At 70.4% G+C, this 21,823-nt stretch carries 21 protein-coding genes; 9 read left to right on the top strand and 12 right to left on the bottom strand.

The genetic code is table 11. The features are described 5' to 3' along the window. Positions 1-122: 122 nt before the first annotated feature. Entirely contained in the window at positions 123-1,085 is a 963-nt protein-coding gene (locus ACIO52_RS16870) for a DUF2332 domain-containing protein (protein WP_402644773.1), read from the top strand. Between the two features lie 11 nt (positions 1,086-1,096). On the opposite strand, the gene lexA is transcribed toward ACIO52_RS16870, so the two are convergent. The 11 genes from lexA to ACIO52_RS16815 all read right to left on the bottom strand — a co-directional run bounded on the left by lexA (position 1,097) and on the right by ACIO52_RS16815 (position 10,913). Continuing rightward, positions 1,097-1,747: a transcriptional repressor LexA gene (lexA, locus tag ACIO52_RS16865; protein WP_218721442.1), complete on the bottom strand. Its 651-nt coding sequence runs from the start codon at positions 1,745-1,747 to the stop codon at positions 1,097-1,099. Between the two features lie 81 nt (positions 1,748-1,828). Then, positions 1,829-2,671, bottom strand: a complete 843-nt coding sequence (locus tag ACIO52_RS16860) for a DegV family protein (protein WP_316573885.1) — start codon at positions 2,669-2,671, stop codon at positions 1,829-1,831. A gap of 3 nt (positions 2,672-2,674) precedes the next feature. Then, positions 2,675-4,144: a diglucosylglycerate octanoyltransferase gene (gene octT, locus ACIO52_RS16855; RefSeq protein ID WP_402644769.1), complete on the bottom strand. Its 1,470-nt coding sequence runs from the start codon at positions 4,142-4,144 to the stop codon at positions 2,675-2,677. Continuing rightward, entirely contained in the window at positions 4,134-4,793 is a 660-nt protein-coding gene (locus tag ACIO52_RS16850) for a histidine phosphatase family protein (RefSeq protein ID WP_218721444.1), read from the bottom strand. The genes octT and ACIO52_RS16850 overlap by 11 nt, the downstream gene beginning before the upstream one ends. Further along, positions 4,790-5,203: a ribosome silencing factor gene (gene rsfS, locus ACIO52_RS16845; protein ID WP_316573883.1), complete on the bottom strand. Its 414-nt coding sequence runs from the start codon at positions 5,201-5,203 to the stop codon at positions 4,790-4,792. The genes ACIO52_RS16850 and rsfS overlap by 4 nt, the downstream gene beginning before the upstream one ends. 28 nt (positions 5,204-5,231) lie before the next feature. Then, a complete protein-coding gene (gene nadD / locus ACIO52_RS16840; RefSeq protein WP_218721446.1) occupies positions 5,232-5,873 on the bottom strand; it encodes a nicotinate-nucleotide adenylyltransferase in 642 nt (213 codons plus the stop codon). Positions 5,874-5,884: 11 nt separating this feature from the next. Then, positions 5,885-6,874, bottom strand: a complete 990-nt coding sequence (locus ACIO52_RS16835) for a hypothetical protein (protein ID WP_218721447.1) — start codon at positions 6,872-6,874, stop codon at positions 5,885-5,887. Positions 6,875-7,026: 152 nt separating this feature from the next. Next, the gene (locus ACIO52_RS16830) at positions 7,027-7,368 is read right to left on the bottom strand and encodes an MmcQ/YjbR family DNA-binding protein (RefSeq protein ID WP_402644764.1); all 342 of its coding nucleotides are present in this window, start codon (positions 7,366-7,368) and stop codon (positions 7,027-7,029) included. 11 nt (positions 7,369-7,379) lie between these two features. Next, positions 7,380-8,771, bottom strand: a complete 1,392-nt coding sequence (locus ACIO52_RS16825; protein ID WP_316573881.1) for a VWA domain-containing protein — start codon at positions 8,769-8,771, stop codon at positions 7,380-7,382. Position 8,772: 1 nt separating this feature from the next. Then, on the bottom strand, positions 8,773-9,651 hold the full coding sequence (locus ACIO52_RS16820; protein WP_218721450.1) for a MoxR family ATPase: 879 nt from the start codon (positions 9,649-9,651) through the stop codon (positions 8,773-8,775). Beyond that, positions 9,648-10,913: a glutamate-5-semialdehyde dehydrogenase gene (locus ACIO52_RS16815; RefSeq protein WP_218721451.1), complete on the bottom strand. Its 1,266-nt coding sequence runs from the start codon at positions 10,911-10,913 to the stop codon at positions 9,648-9,650. Before ACIO52_RS16815 ends, ACIO52_RS16820 begins: the two co-directional genes overlap by 4 nt. A 193-nt stretch (positions 10,914-11,106) precedes the next feature. Here ACIO52_RS16815 and ACIO52_RS16810 point away from each other — a divergent pair, with 193 nt between their 5' ends. Both ACIO52_RS16810 and ACIO52_RS16805 read left to right on the top strand, forming a co-directional pair. Then, complete coding sequence (locus ACIO52_RS16810; protein WP_402644760.1) at positions 11,107-11,982, top strand: ribokinase; 876 nt, start codon at positions 11,107-11,109, stop codon at positions 11,980-11,982. A 99-nt stretch (positions 11,983-12,081) separates the two neighbouring features. Further along, positions 12,082-13,293, top strand: coding sequence for an RtcB family protein (locus ACIO52_RS16805; RefSeq protein ID WP_218721453.1), 1,212 nt, complete (start codon positions 12,082-12,084; stop codon positions 13,291-13,293). 1 nt (position 13,294) lies between these two features. Here ACIO52_RS16805 and ACIO52_RS16800 read toward each other — a convergent pair whose 3' ends face one another. Beyond that, entirely contained in the window at positions 13,295-13,777 is a 483-nt protein-coding gene (locus tag ACIO52_RS16800; RefSeq protein ID WP_218721454.1) for a hypothetical protein, read from the bottom strand. Between the two features lie 275 nt (positions 13,778-14,052). On the opposite strand from ACIO52_RS16800, the gene ACIO52_RS16795 reads away from it, so the two are divergent. The 6 genes from ACIO52_RS16795 (at position 14,053) to ligD (ending at position 21,719) form a co-directional block, all read left to right on the top strand. Beyond that, complete coding sequence (locus ACIO52_RS16795) at positions 14,053-16,176, top strand: ATP-dependent DNA helicase RecQ (protein ID WP_255588601.1); 2,124 nt, start codon at positions 14,053-14,055, stop codon at positions 16,174-16,176. A 106-nt stretch (positions 16,177-16,282) separates the two neighbouring features. Continuing rightward, the gene (locus ACIO52_RS16790) at positions 16,283-17,386 is read left to right on the top strand and encodes a methyltransferase (RefSeq protein WP_402644755.1); all 1,104 of its coding nucleotides are present in this window, start codon (positions 16,283-16,285) and stop codon (positions 17,384-17,386) included. Positions 17,387-17,450: 64 nt separating this feature from the next. After that, positions 17,451-17,840, top strand: a complete 390-nt coding sequence (locus ACIO52_RS16785; RefSeq protein WP_255588603.1) for a hypothetical protein — start codon at positions 17,451-17,453, stop codon at positions 17,838-17,840. 215 nt (positions 17,841-18,055) lie between these two features. Next, the gene (locus ACIO52_RS16780; RefSeq protein ID WP_402644752.1) at positions 18,056-18,499 is read left to right on the top strand and encodes an EXLDI protein; all 444 of its coding nucleotides are present in this window, start codon (positions 18,056-18,058) and stop codon (positions 18,497-18,499) included. Between the two features lie 28 nt (positions 18,500-18,527). After that, positions 18,528-20,696 (top strand): MMPL family transporter, encoded by a 2,169-nt coding sequence (locus ACIO52_RS16775; protein ID WP_402644749.1) that lies wholly within the window; start codon positions 18,528-18,530, stop codon positions 20,694-20,696. Positions 20,697-20,759: 63 nt separating this feature from the next. Continuing rightward, positions 20,760-21,719 (top strand): non-homologous end-joining DNA ligase, encoded by a 960-nt coding sequence (ligD, locus tag ACIO52_RS16770; RefSeq protein ID WP_218721457.1) that lies wholly within the window; start codon positions 20,760-20,762, stop codon positions 21,717-21,719. The last annotated feature ends 104 nt before the right edge of the window (positions 21,720-21,823 follow it).

The following is a 21,823-nucleotide window of genomic DNA, read 5'->3' as shown; positions in this document are numbered from 1 at the left end:
CGAAGCTGTGGACAACCTCGAGCCTGTGGACAACTCGCGGTTTCTCGGTCGTCGAGACCGGGATGCACGCTGCCCGAGCGAATACGGTGCGGACATGGCCGAGACCACGTACGGATGGATCCATGGACCTGGCACAACGTTTCCGCGACTTCGCGCAGCGCGAGGTGAGCGGCAATTCTCCGCTGTACCACCGGCGTGCGATCGACATCGCCGACGATCCACCGGTGCTCGCGCTGATCGCCGAACTGCCGACGGACAAACAGCAGCCCAACCTGGTGCTGGCGGCGGCGCGGGTCAACGGCGCGATCGCGGTGCCGTACCGCGATTTCCGTGCGCAGCTGATCGCACGCTGGCCATCGATCGCGGCGACCGCACTCGCTCGCCGTACCCAGACCAACGAAGCGGGTCGTGCGGCAACCTTGCTGCCGGTCCTCGCTCGGCTGCCGGGACCGTTGTCGCTCATCGAAGTGGGCGCATCGGCGGGACTGTGTCTCTACCCGGACCGTTTCAGCTATCGCTACGGCGGGCGCGCCCTGGATCCGGCGGACGGTCCGTCGTCAGTGGTCTTGCGGTGCAACGTAACCGGGCCCGCGCCGATTCCGGATCGGTTGCCCGAGGTGGTCCATCGCACCGGGGTCGACCTGAACCCCTTGAACGCGGCGGACCGGCAGGATCGGCAGTGGCTGGAAGCCCTCGTCTGGCCGGGGCAGGACCAGCGGCTCACCAGGCTGCGCAATGCCTGCGCGATCGCCGCCGCGAATCCACCGCTGCTGGTGCCGGGAGATCTGAACGAACAGGTCGCCGAGCTGGTCCACACGGCACCCAGCGACAGCACGGTGGTCGTGTTCCACAGCGCTGTGCTCACCTACCTGTCGGCGCTGACGCGCGCGGAGTTCGTCGCGTCGGTGCGTGCGCTGCCCTGCCATTGGGTGTCCCAGGAGGGCACCGGGGTGGTCGCCGAGTTCACCGACCTACTGCCCGAACGGGATTCGAACACAGCGCGGATGGTGCTGGCGGTCGACGGCGAGCCGGTAGCCTACGCCGGGCCGCACGGTCAGTCACTGGACTGGTTCGGCCCGGCGTAGCAGGGGCGGCCTCAGACGCGGCGCATCACCGACACCACCCGGCCCAGGATCACGGCCTCGTCGCCGTCGATGACCGAGTAGGCGGGATTGCGGGGTTCGAGCAGGACATGGCCGTTGCGCCGGCGGTACACCTTGACGGTGGCTTCCTCGCCGATCATGGCGGCGACGATGTCGCCGTTGTTCGCCTCCCGCTGGCTGCGCACAACAACCAGATCACCGTCGCAGATCGCGGCGTCGATCATGGAGTCACCGCGCACCCGGAGTCCGAAAACCTCACCACGACCGACGAGTTCACGCGGCAGCGTCAGCACGTCGTCGGCGTGCTGTTCGGCCAGGATCGGCGTGCCCGCGGCGATGTCGCCGACCACCGGCACGCTCACCGAGGCGCTGGAGCCGGCGGCCGGGGTGTCACGCAGGAACAGTCGCACATCGGTCTGGCGCGCCATCCCGGTGCCGCGGCGCAGGAAACCGTCTTCCTCCAGCGCCTTCAGATGCTGGGAGACCGTAGAGGTGGAGCGCAGGCCGACGGCGTCGGCGATCTCCCTCGCGCTCGGCGCGTAGCCGTGCGCGAGCACCGAATCCCGGATCACGGCGAGGATGTGTTGCCTGCGGGGCGGCAGGTGCGCGGTGTCGGGGAAGTCGAAGTCGTCGTATCCGGTCACCGGGGCATCGTAGAGGCCCACCGTGCCGGAGCGTCGGCGCAGCCTCCCGGCGTGCCCTGCCGCACCGGAAATCGGCGCCGGTCAGGAACACCCGCCGGGCACGACGAGCACACCGAGCGCGCCGACGCCGAGATGGACTCCGAGGGTGGGGCCGAACTCGCCGACGTACAGCTCCTCGACCTCCGGGACCTGTTCGCGCAGCTGGGCCGCGATCGTCTCGGCGGCATCGGCGGCGCCCAGGTGCTGGACCGCCAGGGCCGCGCCATCGCGCCCGGCCGCCTCCACGGCGGCCGCGACCAGCTTGGCGTAGGCGCGCGAGCGCGTGCGCACCTTCTCGCGCAGTTCCAGCTTGCCCTCGACCAGCTGCAGCAACGGCTTCGTCACCAGTTCGCTGCCGAAGAACGCGGCGGCGCTGCTGAGCCTGCCGCCCTTGCGCAGCTGCTCGGTCCGATTGACCAGGATGAACGTGCGGGCGCGGGCGGCGGCCGTCACGGCGCGTTCGTAGACCGCGTCCAGCGCTTCGCCCGCCCGCGCGCGACGGGCGGCCGCGAGCACGGGCAGGCCGGTCGCCAAGCCCGCCCCCAGCGAATCCACCAGGCGCACCCGGTCTTCGGCACCCATGTCGCGAACGGCCTGCCGGCCGGACTCCCACGTCGCCGACAAGGTGCGCGACAGGTGCACGGCGACGACACCGTCGCCGTCACTGCGGCTCAATGCCCGCTCGTAGACTTCGCGCAGCTCGCCCGGCGAGGCAGCCGAGGTGGTGACCGAGTCCGTCGAGTAATCGATCTCGACGGGGTCGACGCCCTCCCGGATCTCCCGGTCGCCGACGAGCACGTGCAACGGGACCACTTCGATACCGAGCTCGCCGACGACGTCGGCCGACAGCCCGGCCGCCGAATCGGTGACCACGACAACGGTCACGGACTACCGGACCTCCTGCAGAGTCTTGGTCATCGCCGTCGCCACCGCCGCGTGCCCGGCCCAGCCCCAGTGGATGCCGTCCGGGTTCGCCGCACCCGACTCGATGTCGTCGCGCACGGCCTCGCCGAGGTCGACCAGCGGCACCGAGGTGCGGCCCGACCACGCCTGCAGTGCCTTGACCGCGCGCGCCCGGCCCCGGTGCACCCGCCCGTAGGCATCGCACTTGTGCACCGACGGCAGCACCGCGACCACGGGCAGCTCGGGACGCAGATGATGCAGCGCCTCCCGCGACTGCTCGAGGTAGTCGACACTCACCTTCGGCGGAAGCGCCACGGGCCGACCGAGTTTCGACAGCTTGGGCTGCAGCCAGTTGTACGAGGCGCGCACGCCACGACGCAGCTTGGGCGGACGGATATAGCGGATCAGCTCGCGCAGCGCGGTCGGCAGCGGCGAGGGCAATGTGTCCATGCCACCGACGGCGAACACGACAGCACCCGCCCGGGGCACGGCGGCCCACACCCGTGGGTCGCCGATCAGCGCCCAGTAGGCATCGCGGCAGGTCCAGCCGATCCGCGCGATCAGCTCGACATCCCAATCCAGTTCGGCGGCCACCATATTCGGCCAGATCCGGGGATCATCGGCAGGCAGGCCGCTCTTGGGACCGTAGTAGGCGAGCGAGTCGGCGATCACCAGCAGGACGGGGCGCGGCGAGGCGGTCTCCACCGGCCGGGGCGCGGTGGCTTCCTCGACGAGCACGACCTCCGCGGCCGCCTCGACGAGCGATTCGCTCTGCGCGACAGCGGTCTCCACGACCGGCGCGGAGACCTCGGTAACCGCGACGGACTCGGCGGCCACCGCGACGGACTCGTCCGTCGCGACCGCATCCGCCCCCGGCTCGTCGCCCGGCGACGTGTCGGCCGACGTAGCGTCGGAACCATCAGCCGCACTTGCCGACTGGAGGTCCTGCGCCACGGCGGGTTCGGCCACCGAGGCGGTCATCGCCACGGCATCCTCGGCGTCCGCGCCCACCTCGGTGACGACCGCCGACTCGGCGGTATCCGGCTGCGCGACAGCCGGTTCGGCCTCGGTCCGGGCGACGGAATCCTCGACCGCGGCCTCGGTGACAGCGGTGCCCGCTGTGGCAGGCTCGCCGTCGCCGTCGGCGTCGGCGTCCGCCTCGTCGGACGAGCCGGTCGACGCGTCAGCTGTCGCGGCGTCGGCCTGCTCGGACTCGGCGACGACCGCCGCGGGCGGCGGGCCGAACAGCGCATCGGGTAGCGAGCGCTCGCTGCGCGCGGTGACCTGCTTGAAGAGTTCGTCCGGTACCGAACGGATGGGCTCCTCACGCTCGGGGCGTGCGGGCTCAGCGGGTGGCGGGCCGAACAGCGCGTCCGGCAATTGCCGTCCGGGCTTGGCCGTCACCTGCTGGAACAGTTCGTCCGGTACCGATCGGACGGGCTCTTCAGAGGACATCGGGAGCTACCTTCGCCGCTGCGTTCCAAACATCGAGGCGCCAGCCGGGTCGGTCGATGTCGGGCCCGTGGCTGGACAGCTGCACCCAGCTCGTATTGGCCAGCCCACCGAGGGCAGGCCAGTTCTCCGGAGGCAGTTCCAGCAACGCGGCCGTGAGGGCAGCGATCAGCCCGCCGTGCGCCACCAGGATGATAGTCCGGCCGGGCCAATCCTGTCGCTCGTTGTACAGTTCGCGCACCACGGGCAGCGCACGCGCGCCCACTTCGAGTTTGCTCTCGCCACCGGGCGGTGTGTAGGTGGCGTCGAGACGCCACTGCACGCGCGCGCCGGGGTAGTCGGCGTCGACCTCGAGGTGGGTCAGCCCCTCCCAGTCACCCAGGTGGGTCTCACGCAGCCGCTGATCGGTGACGACCGGCAGATTGCTGATGTCGCCGAGCGCCTGCGCGGTTTCCTTGGCGCGGCGCAGATCGGAGGCATGGACCGCGATCGCGTTGCGGGACACCAGTTCCCGCGCCGCCTCTTTGGCCTGCTGCCTGCCGAGGTCGGTGAGATCGGTATCGATCTGGCCCTGCATCCGGTCGGCGGCGTTCCACTCGGTCTGCCCGTGCCGCAGCAGGATCAGCGTGCGCACATGGGCGTACTTGCTCACTCGGTGTCGCCCTCTACCTGTGCGTCGTCGGCGGCGGGTGTCGCCGGGGTGGCGATGCCCTCGACGGCCACGGTCGGGCAGTCACGCCACAACCGCTCCAGCGCATAGAAATTGCGCTCGTCGTTGTGCTGGATGTGCACGACGATGTCGACGTAGTCGAGCAGCGCCCAGCGGCCCTCGCGGGTGCCCTCGCGGCGGACCGGCTTGTGGCCGGCCTCGCGCAGCTTCTCCTCGACGTTGTCGACGATCGCGTTGACCTGGCGCTCGTTGGGCGCCGAGGCGATCACGAAGCAGTCGGTGATCACCAGCTGCTCGGAGACGTCGAGGACGACGACGTCGGTGGCGAGCTTGTCGTCGGCCGCGAGTGCGGCGACCTTGGCCATTTCGACCGCTTCGGCAGTGGCAGTCACGACTGCACCTCGCTCGTGTGGCTCAACGTCAGCTACCTTCCGTTCCTGCGGGCACATACAGGTGCCGCTTCGATATGTACTGCACCACGCCATCGGGGACGAGGTACCAGACCGGCCGACCCTCCGCGGCGCGGCGGCGGCACTCACTCGACGAGATGGCCAGCGCGGGGATCTCGATCATCGTGACGGCATCGGCGGGCAGGTCCCGCAGATGCTCCTCGAGATGGTCGGTGTTCAGCTCGTACCCCGGACGGCTCACCCCGACGAACTTCGCCAGTTCGAACAGTTCGGTCCAATCCTGCCATGTCAGGATGTTGGCCAGCGCGTCCGCACCGGTGATGAAGTACAGCTCGGCGTCGGGATGGGCGTTCTGCATCTCGCGCAGGGTGTCCACCGTGTAGGTGACCTTGTTGCGTTCGATGTCGGCCCGGCTGACCGAGAACCTCGGGTTGGACGCGGTGGCGATGACGGTCATCAGGTAGCGGTCCTCGGCGGGACTGACCTGCTTGTTCACCTTCTGCCACGGCTGGCCGGTGGGGACGAAGATGACCTCGTCGAGCTCGAACCGGTTCGCGACCTCGCTGGCCGCGACCAGGTGACCGTGGTGAATCGGATCGAACGTGCCGCCCATGACGCCGAGCTTGCGGCGCGGCCGAGCTGTCTCGTGCATGAGGTCCGAGCTTAACGGGACTGCCACCACTCGACCGGACCGGACCGCCCCCGAGCGGCCGGGCGGTCGTTCGGGCCCGACGCCTGCGCGCACATCTGGGCGAATTGGGCGCGGGTGCGATCGAGCTCGTCGGCGATGTGCGCGGCAGGTTCGGCGGCGAGCCGCTGATTCAGTTCGGCCATCAGCACGTCGATGGTGACCCACCACGGACCGCGCATCCGGCCCGCGGGACCCCGCAGTTGCAGCCAGGCCGCCGCGCGCAGACAGCGCGCTCGCGGCACGATCTTGTCCAGCTCACCCCACAGGCCCGCGGCACGCAGGTAGCCGCCCAGCGCCGCCGATTCCTGCCCGCAGCACTCGCGGGCGACGGCCGCCGACCAGACCAGGTCGGCGTGCCTGCGGCGGTGGGTGGGCGCGTTCGCGAGCAGCCGGGCGGCCTCGGTGAACTGCCAGGCGGCCTGCCGGTAGCGGCCGAGCCGCAGCAGCGACTCGGCGAACTCGGCGCGGACCAGGGCCAGCTCACCGGGCGGATAGGCGATGGCACCGGTGAGCAGGGGCCGGTCGAAGGCCGTGACCGCCTCGGCGTGCCTGCCCGCCCTGGCCCAGGCCCGGCCCGCGACTACCCACAGGTGCGCCGCGTCGGCCGGCGAGATCGGGTGCCAGCACGCGGCGGCGGCCGCCGCCGCCCTGGCCAGGTCGCGATCCCGGCGTGGCTGAGCCGCGATGGCGGTGACCAGGCGGGTACGCAGCTCGGCCAGCTCGCGCCCGTCCAGTTCGCCACAGCCCACGACCAGGGCGCGGCGCAACTGATCCTCCGCGGCGGCGGGCGCGTCGGCCAGCCGGGTCGCCGCGAGATCGGCAAGCCGCCGCGCCGCCCGTGCCCCCGCACCCGGACGCAGGTGCTCGGGGCGCACGATCTCGCCGGACGGGACCGTGCTGTCGGGTGCCGCGCACGGCGACGGAACGGCTCCGGCACCGGGGTTCGCGAGCGGATCGGTCACCGGGTCGACCGCGCCCGCCGTGCCACCACTCGTACCACCGTGTCGGGCGACGCCCGTCGACCGAACCGCTCGTCGTCGCGCGACGCCCCTGCCAGCATGGCGGTGATCTTGGTGGATGGCGCCTGTAAGCGGCTTAACGTCCGCTGAAACGATCAGACCGTGGGGCGCTTGGACTTCGGCAGTTTGGCCACGATCGCGTCGTAGGAGGCGTCGATCAGCTCACGCAGTTCGTCGGACGGGACGGCACCGCCCACGGTGACGCTGTTCCAGCCGTAGCGGCCGATGTAGGCCGAGGCGGTGACATCGTCGGGATAGACGTGCACCAGTTCGTCGGCTTCGGCGCGGTCACGGCCGCACTTGAGGCCGATCGAGTCGCCGCCGCCGAGGAAGGCGAAGATCTTGTCGCCGACCTTGGCGACGACGTCACCCTCCCACGGTTCGTCCTGCCAGGCACCGGGTTTGGCCAGGCAGTAGGCCAGCAGATCCTCGCTCATCACCAGTTCCTTCACACGGGCAACAACCGGGAGACCACATCGGTCAGCTGCCGGGCCGACCGGCATTCGTGCATCTCGATCACCTCGCCGTAGTCGCGGGCCGCCGAATCACCGGTGCCCCACAGGTTCCGCGGCTCCGGGTTCAGCCAGTGCGCGTGCCGGGCGGTGTCGACGAGCTGACGCAGGACGTCGAGCTTCGGATTGCGGTAGTTGGTGCGGCCGTCGCCGAGCACCAGCAGCGAGCTGCGGCTGGTGACGGCGTCACCGAAGTTGTCGGCGAAGGTGGTCAGCGCCTGGCCGTAGTCGGAGTGTCCGTCGGCGTCGATGATCCGCGACTCGGTGAAGATCCTGGTGAGCACGTTGTCGAGGCCGGCGTACGGGTCGAAGAAGCCGGTGACCTCGTCGGTGCGGTCGACGAAGGCGAAGATCCTGACCCGGGAGAACTGTTCGCGCAGCGCGCTCACCAGCAGCATGGTGAAGTTGCTGAAGCCGGCCACCGAGCCCGAGATGTCGCACAGCAGCACCAGTTCCGGGCGACCGGGCCGTGGCTTGCGATTCACCAGATCGATCGGCACACCACCGGTCGACATCGACGCCCGTAGGGTTTTGCGCAGGTCGATCTCGCCACGGCGGGCCTTCTTGCGCCGCACGGCCAAGCGCGACGCCAGGATTCGGGCCAGCCGCTGGCTGCCGCGACGGAGTTCGACGAGTTCGCGTTCGGAGGCACGCAGGAAGTCGGCGTCCTCGGCTTGGCGGGCCACACCGTAGGTAGCGACACGGTCGCGCCCGATCTGTTCGGCGACGCGACGGTTGGTCTCGGCTTCCACGCTCGCCCGGAAGCCGGCGATCCGTTCCCGGACGATCCGCTGGGCCACCTCGGTGTCGCGCTCGCTCGCGTCCGGCGGCAGCGCGAGCCCCGCCAGCACCCGCGACAGCAAGGTCTGCGGCGCAAGGTCTTTCATCGCCTGATAGGCCGAGAACGACGGTCCGCGCGCGGACTGGTACTGGCCGAGCTGTTCGACGACCTGTCCGGCCAGCAACTCCAGCTGCCGACCCCCGTCCTCCGCGGCGAGCAGCTCGGCGAGCTGCTCGCGCAGGGCAGGCAGGTCGATCTGGCCGTCGGGTGTGCGGGGCAGGTCCCGTGTCTCGGCGGTGCGCTCCCCCACCGCGACCGGGAACCACAGGTCGAACAGCCCGTCGAAGGTGGCGCGATGGGTGGGGCGGCGCAACAACGCGCACGCCAGCCCCTCCCGCACGGACTCGCGATCGAGCAGATCGAGCACGGTGAGCACCCGGCCCGCGTCGACGGTCTCCGACGGCCCGACCGGCACACCGCGGGCCCGCAATGCCGCGACGAACCCGGCCACGTGCCCGCCGAGTCCGTGCGGGGCAGGCGCAGTCATCTCAGGCCAGCTTCAGCTCGGCCAGCGCGCGCTGGTGGTCGCTGCGGTGCTTGAGCACCACGCCGAGGGTGGCGCGCACGGTGGCGTCGTCGAGGTCTGCCGCGCCCAGGGCCAGCAGGGTCTGACCCCAGTCGATCGATTCGGCCACCGACGGCAGCTTCTTGAGCTGCATCCCGCGCAGCACGTGCACGATCCGGACCAGCTGCTCGGCGACCGACTCCGCCAGCTCGGGCACCCGGCTGGCCAGGATCCGACGCTCCAGGTCTTCGTCGGGGAAGTCCAGGTGCAGATACAGACAGCGGCGCTTGAGCGCCTCCGACAGCTCGCGGGTGGCGTTCGAGGTGAGCACCACGAACGGCTTGCGGGTGGCGGTGATGGTGCCCAGTTCCGGCACGGTCACCGCGAAATCGCTGAGCACCTCGAGCAGCAGGCCCTCGATCTCGACGTCGGCCTTGTCGGTCTCGTCGATCAGCAGCACCGTCGGCTCGCTGCGCCGGATGGCGGTGAGCAGCGGGCGCGAGAGCAGGAATTCCTCGGTGAAGACGTCGGCTTTGGTTTCGGCCCAGTCGTTCTCGCTCGACGCCTGGATCCGCAGGATCTGCTTGGCGTGGTTCCACTCGTAGAGCGCGCGGGCCTCGTCGACACCCTCGTAGCACTGCAGCCGGACCAGTTCGGCGCCGGCGACCTGGGCCACCGCGCGCGACAGCTCAGTCTTGCCGACACCGGCCGGGCCCTCGATGAGCAGCGGCTTACCCAGCCGGTCGGCCAGGAAGACCGAGGTGGCGGTGGCCTTGTCGGCCAGGTAGCCGGTCTCGGCCAGGCGGGTGATGACGTCGTCGACCGAGGTGAAGATCGGTTCCTGTACAAGCGTCACGATCACACCGGCCGAGTCTGGCCGTCGCCCCACACGATCCACTTCGTGGAGGTGAGTTCGGGCAGTGCCATCGGGCCGCGGGCGTGCAGCTTCTGGGTGGAGATGCCGATCTCGGCGCCGAAACCGAACTGCTCGCCGTCGGTGAACGCGGTGGACGCGTTCACCATCACCGCGGCGGCGTCGACGCGGGTGGTGAACTCCCGCGCGGCGGCCAGATCGGCGGTGACGATGGCCTCGGTGTGGCCGGTGCCCCAGGTGTTGATGTGGTCGACGGCGGCATCGAGATCGTCGACGACCTTCAGCGCGATATCCAGCGTGAGGTACTCCTCACCCCAGTCGGCATCCGTGGCGGGCACCTGGCCGGGCAGATCGCCGTGGATGGTCACACCGGCATCCTCGAGCGCCTTGCTCAGCCGGGGCAGCGCCGTCTCGGCGACCGCCGCGTCGATGAGGACGGTCTCGGCGGCGTTGCAGACGCTGGGACGGCGGGTCTTGGCGTTGAGCAGGATGGCCTCGGCCATGTCCAGGTCGGCGGCGGAGTGCACGTAGACGTGGCAGTTGCCGGTGCCGGTCTCGATGGTCGGCACCTGCGCGTCGCGCACCACCGCGTTGATCAGGCCGGCGCCACCGCGCGGGATGACCACGTCGACCAGGCCGCGCGCTTGGATCAGGTGGGTGACGCTGGAACGGTCGTGGCTGGGCAGCAGCTGGACCGCATCGGCCGGGACGCCCTGGGCGACAAGGGCTTCGCGCAGCACCTCGACGAGCGCGGCATTGGAGTTCGCGGCCGAGGAGGAGCCGCGCAGCAGTGCGGCGTTGCCCGACTTGAGTGCCAGGCCGAACGCGTCGACGGTGACGTTGGGGCGCGCCTCGTAGACCATGCCGACCACGCCGAGCGGCACCCGGGTCTGGCGGATCTCGAGGCCGTTGGGCAGCGTGGAACCGCGCACGACGACGCCCACCGGATCGGGCAGCCCGGCCACCTGGCGCAGGCCGGAGGCGATGCCGTCGATGCGGGCCTTGGTCAGCCGCAGGCGGTCGAGCAGGTTCTCCTCGGTGCCCGCGGCCTGCGCGGTCGCGATGTCGGCGGCGTTGGCCGCCAGCACGCGGTCGGCGGCGGCGAGCAGGGCGTCGGCCGCCGCGTGCAGGGCCTCGTTCTTCTGCGCCGTGGTCAGCTGAGCCAGCACACGGGACGCGACGCGAGCCCTGCGGGCGGCGTCGTGCACCGCTGCGCGGATGTCGAGCTCGGGGGTCACTTCTACCGTCATGGGTATCAGCGTACGCAGGCCGCCGGTCCGCCTCGACGCCACCCGGACCCCGGAATACGCCTCCGACCGGCGGCGGGACCGGGTTGTCCACAGGTTTCGCGCCGCCGGGGACTTGTCCACAGGTCACCGGTCGATCGGCGCGCGAGCCGCCCGAAACCCGCGCCGACGGTGCCCGCACCGCTAGATTCGTCGGATGCACCGCTGCGCCGCACCCACCGTCGTCGTGCTGGGCAGCGTCAACATGGATCTGGTCACGACCACGCCGCAGCGCCCCGCACCAGGCGAGACCGTCCTCGGGTCCGGCTTCGCGACCGTGCCCGGCGGCAAGGGCGCCAATCAAGCCATCGCGGCGGCCAGATCAGGCGCGCGGGTGCGGTTCCTCGGCGCGACAGGAGACGACGCGTTCGGGGCCACGCTGCGATCGACGCTGTCCGACGCCGGTGTCGACACCACCCTGCTGCGCACTGTCGACGGGTCGAGCGGGGTGGCCACGATCGTGGTCGACGAGTCCGGCGAGAACAGCATCATCGTGGTCGCGGGCGCGAACGGGCGGGTGACCGACTTGACCGCGGACGAGCTCGCGGCGATCGCGGACGCCGACATTCTGCTGTGCCAGCTGGAGATTCCCCTCGCCACCGTGGCCGCGGCCGCCCGGCACGCGCACGCCGCGGACACGGTCGTCGCGCTCAATCCCTCGCCGGTACAGCCGCTGCCCGCCGCGCTATGGGCCGACGTCGACCTGGCGATCGTGAATTCGCTCGAGTCCGAACGGTATTCGACCGACCTCGACCGGATTCCGCACGTGGTCCGCACGCTCGGCGGCGACGGTGCGCTGTATCGGTCAGCCGAGGGCAACCAGTTCGCGGTCGCCGGACGCACCGTCGACGTCGTCGACACCACCGGCGCCGGCGACGCCTTCACCGGCGCCCTCGTCGCCACCTGGCCGAAGGGCCCGCGAGCGGCAGTGACCTGGGCCAATGCCGCCGGCGCAGTGGCGACCACCAGGCTCGGCGCCAGCTCGTCGATTCCGGACCGCGCCCGGATCGAACACGCGCTCGCGACGGACTGACCCGCTCGCTCCCCGGCACCGCCTGAGCGCCCGATATTCAGGTGCGATGCCGCCGCCGCGGTCCTACCGTTGGTAGTACACCGAGGAGAGGACCGAACCATGTTTCCCGTCGAGCTGCGCGGTACCAGGGCGCAGACGCTCATGTGGGCCAACGAGCACGAGATCGAGCAGTCGGCGCTGCGCCAGCTCCGCAATATCGCCGAGCTGGAGTGGGTGTACGGACTGCGCGTGATGCCGGATGTGCACCTGGGCAAAGGCGCGACGGTGGGATCGGTCATCGCCATGCGGGACGCGGTCGCGCCCGCCGCGGTGGGTGTCGATATCGGGTGCGGGATGGAGAGCGTCAAGACCGGGCTGACCGCCGCGGATCTGCCCGATGATCTGCGTTCCCTGCGATCGCGGATCGAGCGGGCGGTGCCGGTGGGGTTCAACGCGCACAAGGAGGCGGTGAACGTCGCTGCGCTGCATGCCGGTTCGCACGGACAGTCGGCACGGACGAAGGGCTGGGACCGGTTCTGGCGCGAGTTCGGTGATCTGCACCCAGGGGTGTCGTCGCTGGAGTCCAAGGCGCACAAGCAGATCGGCTCGCTCGGCGGCGGCAATCACTTCATCGAGGTCTGCCTCGATCAGGACGACGCCGTGTGGATTCTGCTGCACTCCGGGTCGCGCAATATCGGCAAGGAGCTGGCCGAACGGCACATGGCGGTGGCGCGGGCGCTGCCGCACAATCAGTCGCTGCCGGATCGGGATCTGGCGGTGTTCCTGGCCGGGACGCCGGAGATGGCCGCGTACCGGCGCGACCTGACCTGGGCGCAGGAGTACGCCGCGCGCAACCGCGCGGTGATGCTGTCGCTGGTGTGCCGGGCGGTGCGCGACGAATTCGCCGATCGCGAGGTGCGGTTCGACGAGCCGATCTCCTGCCACCACAACTATGTGGCCGAGGAGGTCATCGACGGTGTGCCGATGCTGGTGACCCGTAAGGGCGCGGTGCGGGCGGGCGCGGGTGACCTGGCGTTGATCCCCGGATCGATGGGGACGCGGTCGTATGTGGTGCGGGGCAAGGGGAATCCGGCCTCGTTCCAGTCGGCCTCGCACGGCGCGGGACGGCGGTTGAGCCGGACCGCGGCCAAGAAGCAGTTCACGGTCGCCGATCTGGTCGCTCAGACCGAGGGCGTGGAATCGCGCAAGGACGCGGGCGTGGTCGACGAGATCCCGGCCGCGTACAAGGACATCGACGAGGTGATCGCGGCGCAGGCCGACCTGGTCGACGTGGTGGCGACGCTGCGTCAGGTCCTCTGCGTGAAGGGCTGAGTCATCGTCGGCGCAGGGTGCCCGCCACCCCCGCGCCGACGAGCAGCAGCCCGAGGACGAAGGTGAAGCCGCTGGTGATCCACGCGTTGAGCGCGATGTGCAGTTCGTCGGTCATCAGCGGCAGATCCCCCACCATCCGCCAGGTGCTCTCCGGCGAGACGAAGTAGACCAGGCCCGGCAGCACGCCCCACACCAGCCCGGCCAGGATCGTCGCGATCGGCGTGAACCCGGCCAGCGCGCTGACCAGCAACAACAGCAGTGCGCCCCCGATGATCTGCAGGGTCGAGCCGAACCGGTCGGCGGCATCGCCCAGGATCACCCACCGGCTGGTGTCCAGCGCACCGTGCGCCGCCAAGGTCATCCCGAGCGGGGTGACGATCAGCGCGAGGAACGCGCCCGCCACGGTGCGCGACGCCCCCGAATTCGTCCGGAACTGCGACCCGGGCGGCGTCCAGCCCGTAGGCGGATCGAATCTGTTCGCCATGCAGCCCTCCGGCAGAGTCCGGTGTCGCGCCCTATTCTCCTCCCTCAGCGGGCATTTCGCGAAGGAACGCGATACCCCTCACCAGTCCCGTGGTCGCGCCGACTGATCGCGCACGGGCATGGGTGACTCCCCGGGGACGGGCGCGCCGAGCCACCGCCCCTCCGATGGCCGCCCGGACACCGTCCGACGCACCTGGCTCCGGCCGGAAACGCGGAGCGGCGGAAAGCTCGTACTGCCGATCGTGTCTGTCGGTGGGGTCGGGCAGCATGGTGCCCATGACCTCAGCGACCGGCAACGACGTGCTCGACCTGACGGCTCCCGACCTGCGCGAACGCGCGGAGGAGTTGTTGCGGGAGCTCGCCGGGCCGCAGGCGCGGTTACGGGAGGACCAGTGGGTCGCGATCGAGGCGCTGGTGGTGCAGCGGCGCCGGGCGCTGGTGGTGCAACGGACCGGCTGGGGCAAGTCGGCGGTGTATTTCATCGCGGCGAAGCTGTTGCGGCGGGCGGGGCGGGGGCCGACGGTGATCGTGTCGCCGCTGCTGGCGTTGATGCGCAATCAGGTGGCCGCCGCGGAGCGGGCCGGGGTGGTGGCCGACACGATCAACTCGGGCAATGTCACCGAGTGGGACGAGATCCATCAGCGGGTGGCCGACGGCGCGGTCGACGTGCTGCTGGTGAGCCCGGAGCGGTTGAACAATCCGGACTTTCGCGATCAGGTGCTGCCCCGGCTGGCCGCCGACGCGGGGCTGGTCGTGATCGATGAGGCGCACTGTGTCTCGGACTGGGGCCACGACTTCCGGCCCGACTACCGCCGCATCCGGACGCTGATCGCCGATCTCGGCTCGGATGTGCCGGTCCTGGCGACCACCGCGACGGCCAACGATCGCGTGGTCACCGACGTGGCGGGCCAGATCGGCACCGACACCCTGGTGCTGCGGGGCACGCTGGACCGCGAGTCGCTGCACCTGTCGGTGGTGCGCTTCGACGACGCGGTGCAGCGCACGGCCTGGCTGGGCGCCCAACTGGACCGGCTGCCCGGCTCGGGCATCATCTACTGCCTCACGGTCGCCGCCGCGCACGATCTGGCCGACGTGCTGAATTCGCACGGTCACACCGTCGCCGCCTATACCGGCCAGACCGACCCGGCCGAACGCGAGGTGCTCGAGGGCGCGCTGCTGAACAACGAGGTGAAGGCACTGATCGCGACTTCGGCGTTGGGCATGGGCTTCGACAAGCCCGATCTCGGCTTCGTGGTGCACGTGGGCGCGCCGTCCTCCCCGATCGCCTATTACCAGCAGGTCGGGCGTGCGGGGCGTGGCACCGATCGCGCCGAGGTGGTGTTGCTGCCGGGCGCGGAGGACGCGCGGATCTGGAGCTACTTCGCCTCGGTGGCGTTCCCGCGCGAGCACATCGTGCGCGCGGTACTGGCCGCCCTGGACACCGATCGGCCGATGTCGACGGTGGCGCTGGAACCGCTGGTCGAGCTGAACCGGTCGCGCCTGGAGATGGTGCTGAAGGTGCTCGACGTGGACGGCGCGGTCCGGCGGGTACGCGGCGGCTGGCTGTCCACCGGCGAGCCGTGGACCTATGACACCGAGCGCTACGAACGCCTGGCCGCCGCCCGCGACACCGAGCAGCAGGCGATGATCGACTACCAGGCGACCACCGCCTGCCGGATGACCTTCCTGCGCCGTCAGCTCGACGATCCCGGCTTGGCCGCCCTCGACGCCGCGACCCCCGATTGCGGACGCTGTGACAACTGCACCGGCGCCCGCCCCGACACCACCGTCGACGCGGCCGCTGTCGCCGCCACCAGGGCCAGGCTGGACCGGCCCGGGCTCGATCTGGCACCGCGCAAGCAGTGGCCGACCGGCATGGCGAAACTGGGAATCCCGTTGTCGGGCAAGATCACCGGTGCCGCCGACACCGGCCGGGTGCTGGGCAGGCTCACCGACCTCGGCTGGGGTCAGCGGCTGCGCGCGCTGCTCGACGGACCCGATGCCCCGGTGCCCGACGCCGTCTTCGACGCGTGCATCGCCGTCCTGCGCGACTGGAACTGGGCCACCCGGCCGACCTCGGTGCTGGCGCTGGAATCGCCGCGCTATCCGCAGCTCACCACGAGTCTGGCCGCGCGGCTCGCGCAGGTCGGCAGGCTCGACAACCTCGGCACCTTGCCCACGAGGCCGGATCGGCCGCCGGTGTCGGCGGCGAATTCCGCGCACCGGGTAGCGGGGCTGTTCGACTCGTGGGAGGTCCCCGATCTGTCCGGCGTCGACGGCCCGATCCTGCTGGTGGACACTCTCACCGACACCGGTTGGACCATGACCGTCGCCGCCCACGCCCTGCGCACCAGCGGCGCGGACGCGGTCCTGCCGTTCGCCCTAGCCACGCCGACCTGAGCCACCTCGGCACCCGATCGGCCGGGCGCGCAATCCCTGTCCCTGGTCACCCCTGCTCCCGTAAGCTCTGTCCGTACGTGCAGGTCAACCGGCCGACGATGGGGTCATGATGGCGTCCACAGCACCGAAGAAGCTCCCTCCGCTGCCCGTGATCCGCGCGATCGATCGGTTGCGGGACGCGCTCGGCGCGTTGCAACGGAAACTGGTTCCCGGCCACATCGCCCTGCTGGAGTTCCAGGTCGCCGGCTTTCTGTCCCAGGCCATCAGCGCCGCCGCCGAACTCGGGATCGCCGACGAACTGGCCCGGGGCCCGCGCACGGCGGCCGAGCTGGCGCGCGCGGTCGAGGCCGACGAAGACGGGCTGCGCAGGCTGATGCGGCTGCTGGTGAGTTACGACCTCTTCGCCCAGCGGCGCGACGGCACCTACGCGCTGACCCGGATCGGCGACGCGCTGCGCAGCGACGCCGAGGTGACGCTGCGTGATCTGTCGCGGTTCTTCGGCTCGCCGTACCACCGCAACCACTGGTCTCATCTCACCGACGCGGTGCGCAGCGGCGAAGCCGTCGGTCGGGCCTTGGACGGAGCGAGCTTCTTCGAGTACGCGGCGGTGAACCGCGAGGTCGGCGAGTTGTTCGACAACGCCATGACCAGCGTGAGCACGTTGGCGATCGAGCCCCTGCTCGCCGCCTACGACTTCAGCCGGTTCGGCACCCTCGTCGATGTGGGCGGCGGGCGCGGCAGTCTGCTCATCGAGCTCCTCGGCCGGTATCCGGCGGCTCGGGGCATCGTGTTCGATCTGCCGAATGTGGTCGAGGACCTTGCCGCCGACCTCGCGGCCGCGGGGCTGGGGCAGCGCTGCGCGGTCGAGAGCGGCTCGTTCTTCGCGGAGGTCCCGCAGGGCGGCGACGTCTACCTGCTCAAACACATCGTGCACGACTGGTCCGACGCCCAGGCCGAGCAGATCCTGCGCACCGTGCGCGCCGCCATGCGTCCGACCTCGACATTGCTGCTGCTCGAGCTGGTGTTGCCCGAGCATCGGCGGCCGCACCCGGGGAAATTCATCGACCTGGAGATGCTGGTGAACACCGAGGGCGGCCACGAACGCACCGAGGCCGAGTTCCGCGCGCTGCTGGCGCGCAGCGGCTTCACCCTGGAGCGAACAGTCCTGACGGCGGCGCCGGACTGCGTGCTGGAGGCCCGTCCCCGGTGACTGGCGGGTCGACACGCCGCCGCCGATTGTGTGTGCGACCCGCCACGAGTGCTTCAATGCGGCTATGACCAGGACCTCATTTGCTCGATCCCTGATGGCCGTCGCCGCGGGCTGTGCGGCCGGATTCACCCTCTTGACCGTTCCCGCCCAGGCGTCGAACGAGAACCCCCTCGACTGCTCCGGCGTGCCGGGCGCGCAGGCCGCGGCCGACCGGGAGAGCGCGCAGCGCGGCATCGCGATCACCCCGCTGTGCTTCAGCGGTGGCCTCTACAGCGGCATCCACGCGGGCATTCCGCTGGCCGTGCTGAACCCGCTGACCATGCCGGGCACCGCGAGCGTGTGCGTCGACGAGCGCGGAACCGTCGAGGCCGCAGCCAAATTCGAATGGACCGACCGGGTCCACGTGATGCCGATGTGCATCCAGAACCGGGCGTTCGGCGTGTACGAGCTGTAGTTCCGAGCCGCCGATCCGCGGTCCGCACGGGGTCGATCCGTGCGGACTTTTTTTGACCCTTGCGATATACGTATACATCTACTTATAGTGAGTCGGGCGGGACACACAGCCGCCGCACAACTGCACACAGACCAGCGACGACGAGCCGGAACAGGGGCTCGCCGCTCGAATACCCATGCCCATATGCGCATGCACATATTGAAATGGAGCGACCGATGACCACCGAGACGCACCCGACGCCCGCCACCGTCGACACCACCAAGCCCGACACCACCAAGCCCGACGCCGACGGATTCGGCCCGATCACCGTCAAGGTCGGCCCCGGGGGCGGCCGCTTCCAGCGCTTCACCGGGCGCAAGGTCGGCGAGTCGCGGCAGGTGAGCAAGAAGAGCGTCGACACCATTCGCGTGTACCTCACCCGCAAGGGCAACTACGTGGTGCACACCCAGACCTCCGAGTGGGCGGACTATGCGCTCGCCGAGCACTGGACCAAGGACTGGAGGGACTGGCGCTCGATGATCGGCGAGCAGAACTGGGGCGATTTCACCGTCGAGGTCGTCGACTCGCTCGACGCGCTGCGCGCGCTGGTGCCGCCGAAGGTCCACGAGACGATCGCCGACCGCGCGCGGCATCCGCGGACCCAAGACCTCGACGTCTGACCCACCTGGCCCGGAAAGGACCTCCATCATGTTCGCCAGACTGGGGCGCGTCGTCGTCCACCATCCGTGGAAAGTGATCGGGTTGTGGGTGATCGCGATCGTCGCCGTGCTGTCCACGGCACCCGCGCTCACCGCGACGACCGACCAATCCGCCTTCCTGCCCTCGCATTACGAGTCGATCCAGGCGATGAAGCTGCAGGAACAGGCCTTCCCGCAGAATGCCGCACCGGCCGCGCTGATCGTGGCGGTCCGCGCGGACGGCGGCCCGCTGACCGAGACCGACTCGGCCACGATCGCCGCCGCGGCCGGCGCGCTCACAGCCCGCGACATCAAGGGCGTCACCGGCCTCCAGGTGACACCGCCGTCGGAGAATCGCCTGGTCCAGGTCATCGCGGTGCGGATGACCAAGCTGACCGACGCGGCGGACAAGACCCAGGGCGAGGCGGTGAAGAGTCTGCGCGAGCACCTGAAGGAGCAGGTCGAGGGCACCGGTCTCAAGGCGGGCATCACCGGCACGGCGGCGCAGACTCTGGACCAGACCGAGCAGGGTGAGAAGGGCATGGCGATCATCGGCATCGCCACGATCGTGCTGATCCTGGTGTTGCTGCTGATCATCTTCCGCAGTCCGGTCATCGCGCTGCTGCCGGTGGTCACCATCGGCGCCATCTCGAGCACCGTCGGTGGCCTGATCGCCATGGCGGCCGAGGCCTTCGACCTCGAGATCGATACCTCGGTGAACTCGATCCTGCTGGTGGTGCTGTTCGGTGTGGGCACCGACTACATCCTGTTCCTGATGTTCCGGTACCGGGAACGGCTGCGGGCGGGCGACGATCCGAAGACCGCCATGGTCAATGCCGTCGCGCGGGTCGGCGAGGCCATCACGTCGGCGGCGGCCGCGGTGATCATCGCGTTCATGGCGCTGACCCTGTCGAGCCTCGGGATGTTCCGGGCGCTGGGACCGGCACTGGCGATCGCGGTCGCGGTAGCGCTGCTGGCCGGGCTCACGCTGGTGCCCGCGATCGTCTCGCTGTTGGGCACCAAGGTGTTCTGGCCGTCGAAGGCCTGGCAAGTGGAGCCCAAGGGCGCCCGGTTCGGCGCGATCGGCGCGGCGATGGGCAGGCGGCCCGGCGTATTCGCCGTCGCCTCCGGCGGTGTGCTGGTGGTGCTGGGCGTGTTCGCCTTCGGTTTCAATCCGACCTTCGATCTGAGCTCGGGCTCGACCACCGATGCCTCGGAGTCGGTGACGTTCACCACCGAGCTGCTCGAGGGCATGCCGGCCGGAGCCACCCAGCCCTCGGAGGTGCTGCTGCAGTCGGCCGCGCCGCTGGCCGAGGACCAGCTCGCGAGCTACCGCACGGCGCTGACCGGGGTCGACGGCGTCGGTCAAGTCGGCGCACCGCAGCTGTCGGCGGACGGCACGATCGCGAACTTCCAGGTGACGCTGGCGAACGCGCCGGAATCCGATGCCGCGCTCGACACGGTGGCCGGGCCGCTGCGCGAGGTCGCCCACCAGGCGGCACCGGCGGGCGCCACGGCGGCGGTCGGCGGCATGACGGCGGTGTTCGTCGACTTCGAGGACGCGATGAACCACGACTACCGGATCGTGTTCCCGGTGGCCGCCGTCCTGATCATGCTGGTGCTGGCGTTGCTGCTGCGCAGCCTCGTCGCCCCCTGGTACCTGATGGCCTCGGTGTTCCTCGGCTTCGCCGCGACGCTGGGCGCGACGGTGCTGGTGTTCCAGCGGATCCAGGGCGAGCACGGGCTGATCTTCACGCTGCCGGTGATCATGTACCTGTTCGTGGTAGCCCTGGGCACCGACTACAACATCCTGATGATCGCCCGGCTGCGGGAGGAATCCCGCGAGGGCCACACGCCCCGCGAGGCGGCGGCGCTGGCGGTGCGCCACACCGGGCCGACGGTGGCCGCGGCGGGCCTCATCCTGGCGGGCACCTTCGCCTCGATGATGCTGGCGGGCAACAGCTCCCTGTCGCAGATGGGCTTCGCCATCTCGGTGGGCATCGCGATCGCGGCCTTCGTCATGGCGCTGTTCTTCACCCCGGCGGTCACCGCGCTGCTGGGCCGCCGGGCCTGGTGGCCGGGCCACGGCGGCGACAGCGACGAGGAGCGCTCACCCCGCTGGGCCGAGTACTCCTACGCCGAGAGCTACTACACGCCACCGGCGCGTCAGCGCCCCTGACACGCCAGGCGCCGCAGGTCCGCTCCCCCTCGGGAGCGGGCCTGCTCGTCTATCGTTGCGCGTGTGGCCAAGTCTGCGACACCGGCGGTCGAGCTACCGGTGGGTGAGCACACGGTGCGGGTCAGCAATCCGGACCGGGTGTACTTCCCCGAGCTCGGCGCCACCAAGCTCGACCTGGCGCGGTACTACCTGAGCGTGGGTGACGGCATCGTCAACGCGCTGCGGGACCGGCCGTGCATGCTGCACCGGTTCCCCAAGGGTCTGCCCGGCGGGAAGGTGCATCAGAAGCGGCTGCCCGGCGGCGCGCCGGACTGGATCTCGACGGTGCGGGTGTACTTCCCGCGCTACGGCAGGCACGCCGACGAACTCTGCGTCCACGCGCTCGCCGACGTGATCTGGGCGGTGCAGATGTCCACGGTGGAGTTCCATCCCTGGAACTCGCGGGCGAGCGACACCGAGTCCCCCGACGAGTGGCGCATCGACCTCGATCCCATGCCGGACTGCCCGTGGTCGCGGGTGCAGCGGGTCGCCGGGGTGGTGCACGAGGTGCTCGACGAGCTGGGGGCGGTCGGCTGGCCCAAGACCTCCGGCGGCTCGGGGCTGCACGTCTACGTTCGGATCGCGCCCGAGCACGGATTCAAGCAGGTGCGCCGGGCCGCCCTGGCCTTCGCCCAGGAGGTGCAGCGGCGCGCGCCCGCCGACGTGACGACCGCCTGGTGGCGCAAGGACCGTGATCCGGCCCAGCTGTTCGTCGACTACAACCAGAACGCGCGCGATCACACCATCGCCGCCGCGTACTCGGTGCGCGGTGTGCCCGCGGCGACGGTGTCGACCCCGGTGCGCTGGAGCGAGATCGGCGACATCCACCCGCGCGATTTCACCATCGCGACCGTTCCGGCCCGCTATGCCGAGCTCGGTGACATCCAGGCCGAGATGGACGACGCGGTCTTCGACATCACCCCGCTGCTCGACCTGGCCGACCGGCACGGCGTCGACGAGCCCGTCGACCTCGACGAACCGTGACCGTGCCCCGGTGATCCGGCGAACCCGGGGCGGGGCGGCACCGTCGCGCCGGAGAGGGAAGAATCGGATTCCGACACAGCCCGGCCGCACCGTGCGGTCGACCA

The organism is Nocardia sp. NPDC087230, from assembly GCF_044744725.1.
Taxonomy (GTDB): domain Bacteria; phylum Actinomycetota; class Actinomycetes; order Mycobacteriales; family Mycobacteriaceae; genus Nocardia; species Nocardia canadensis.
The sequence above is the reverse complement of the archived record's forward strand: the minus strand, read 5'-3'. Positions and strand labels throughout refer to the sequence as shown.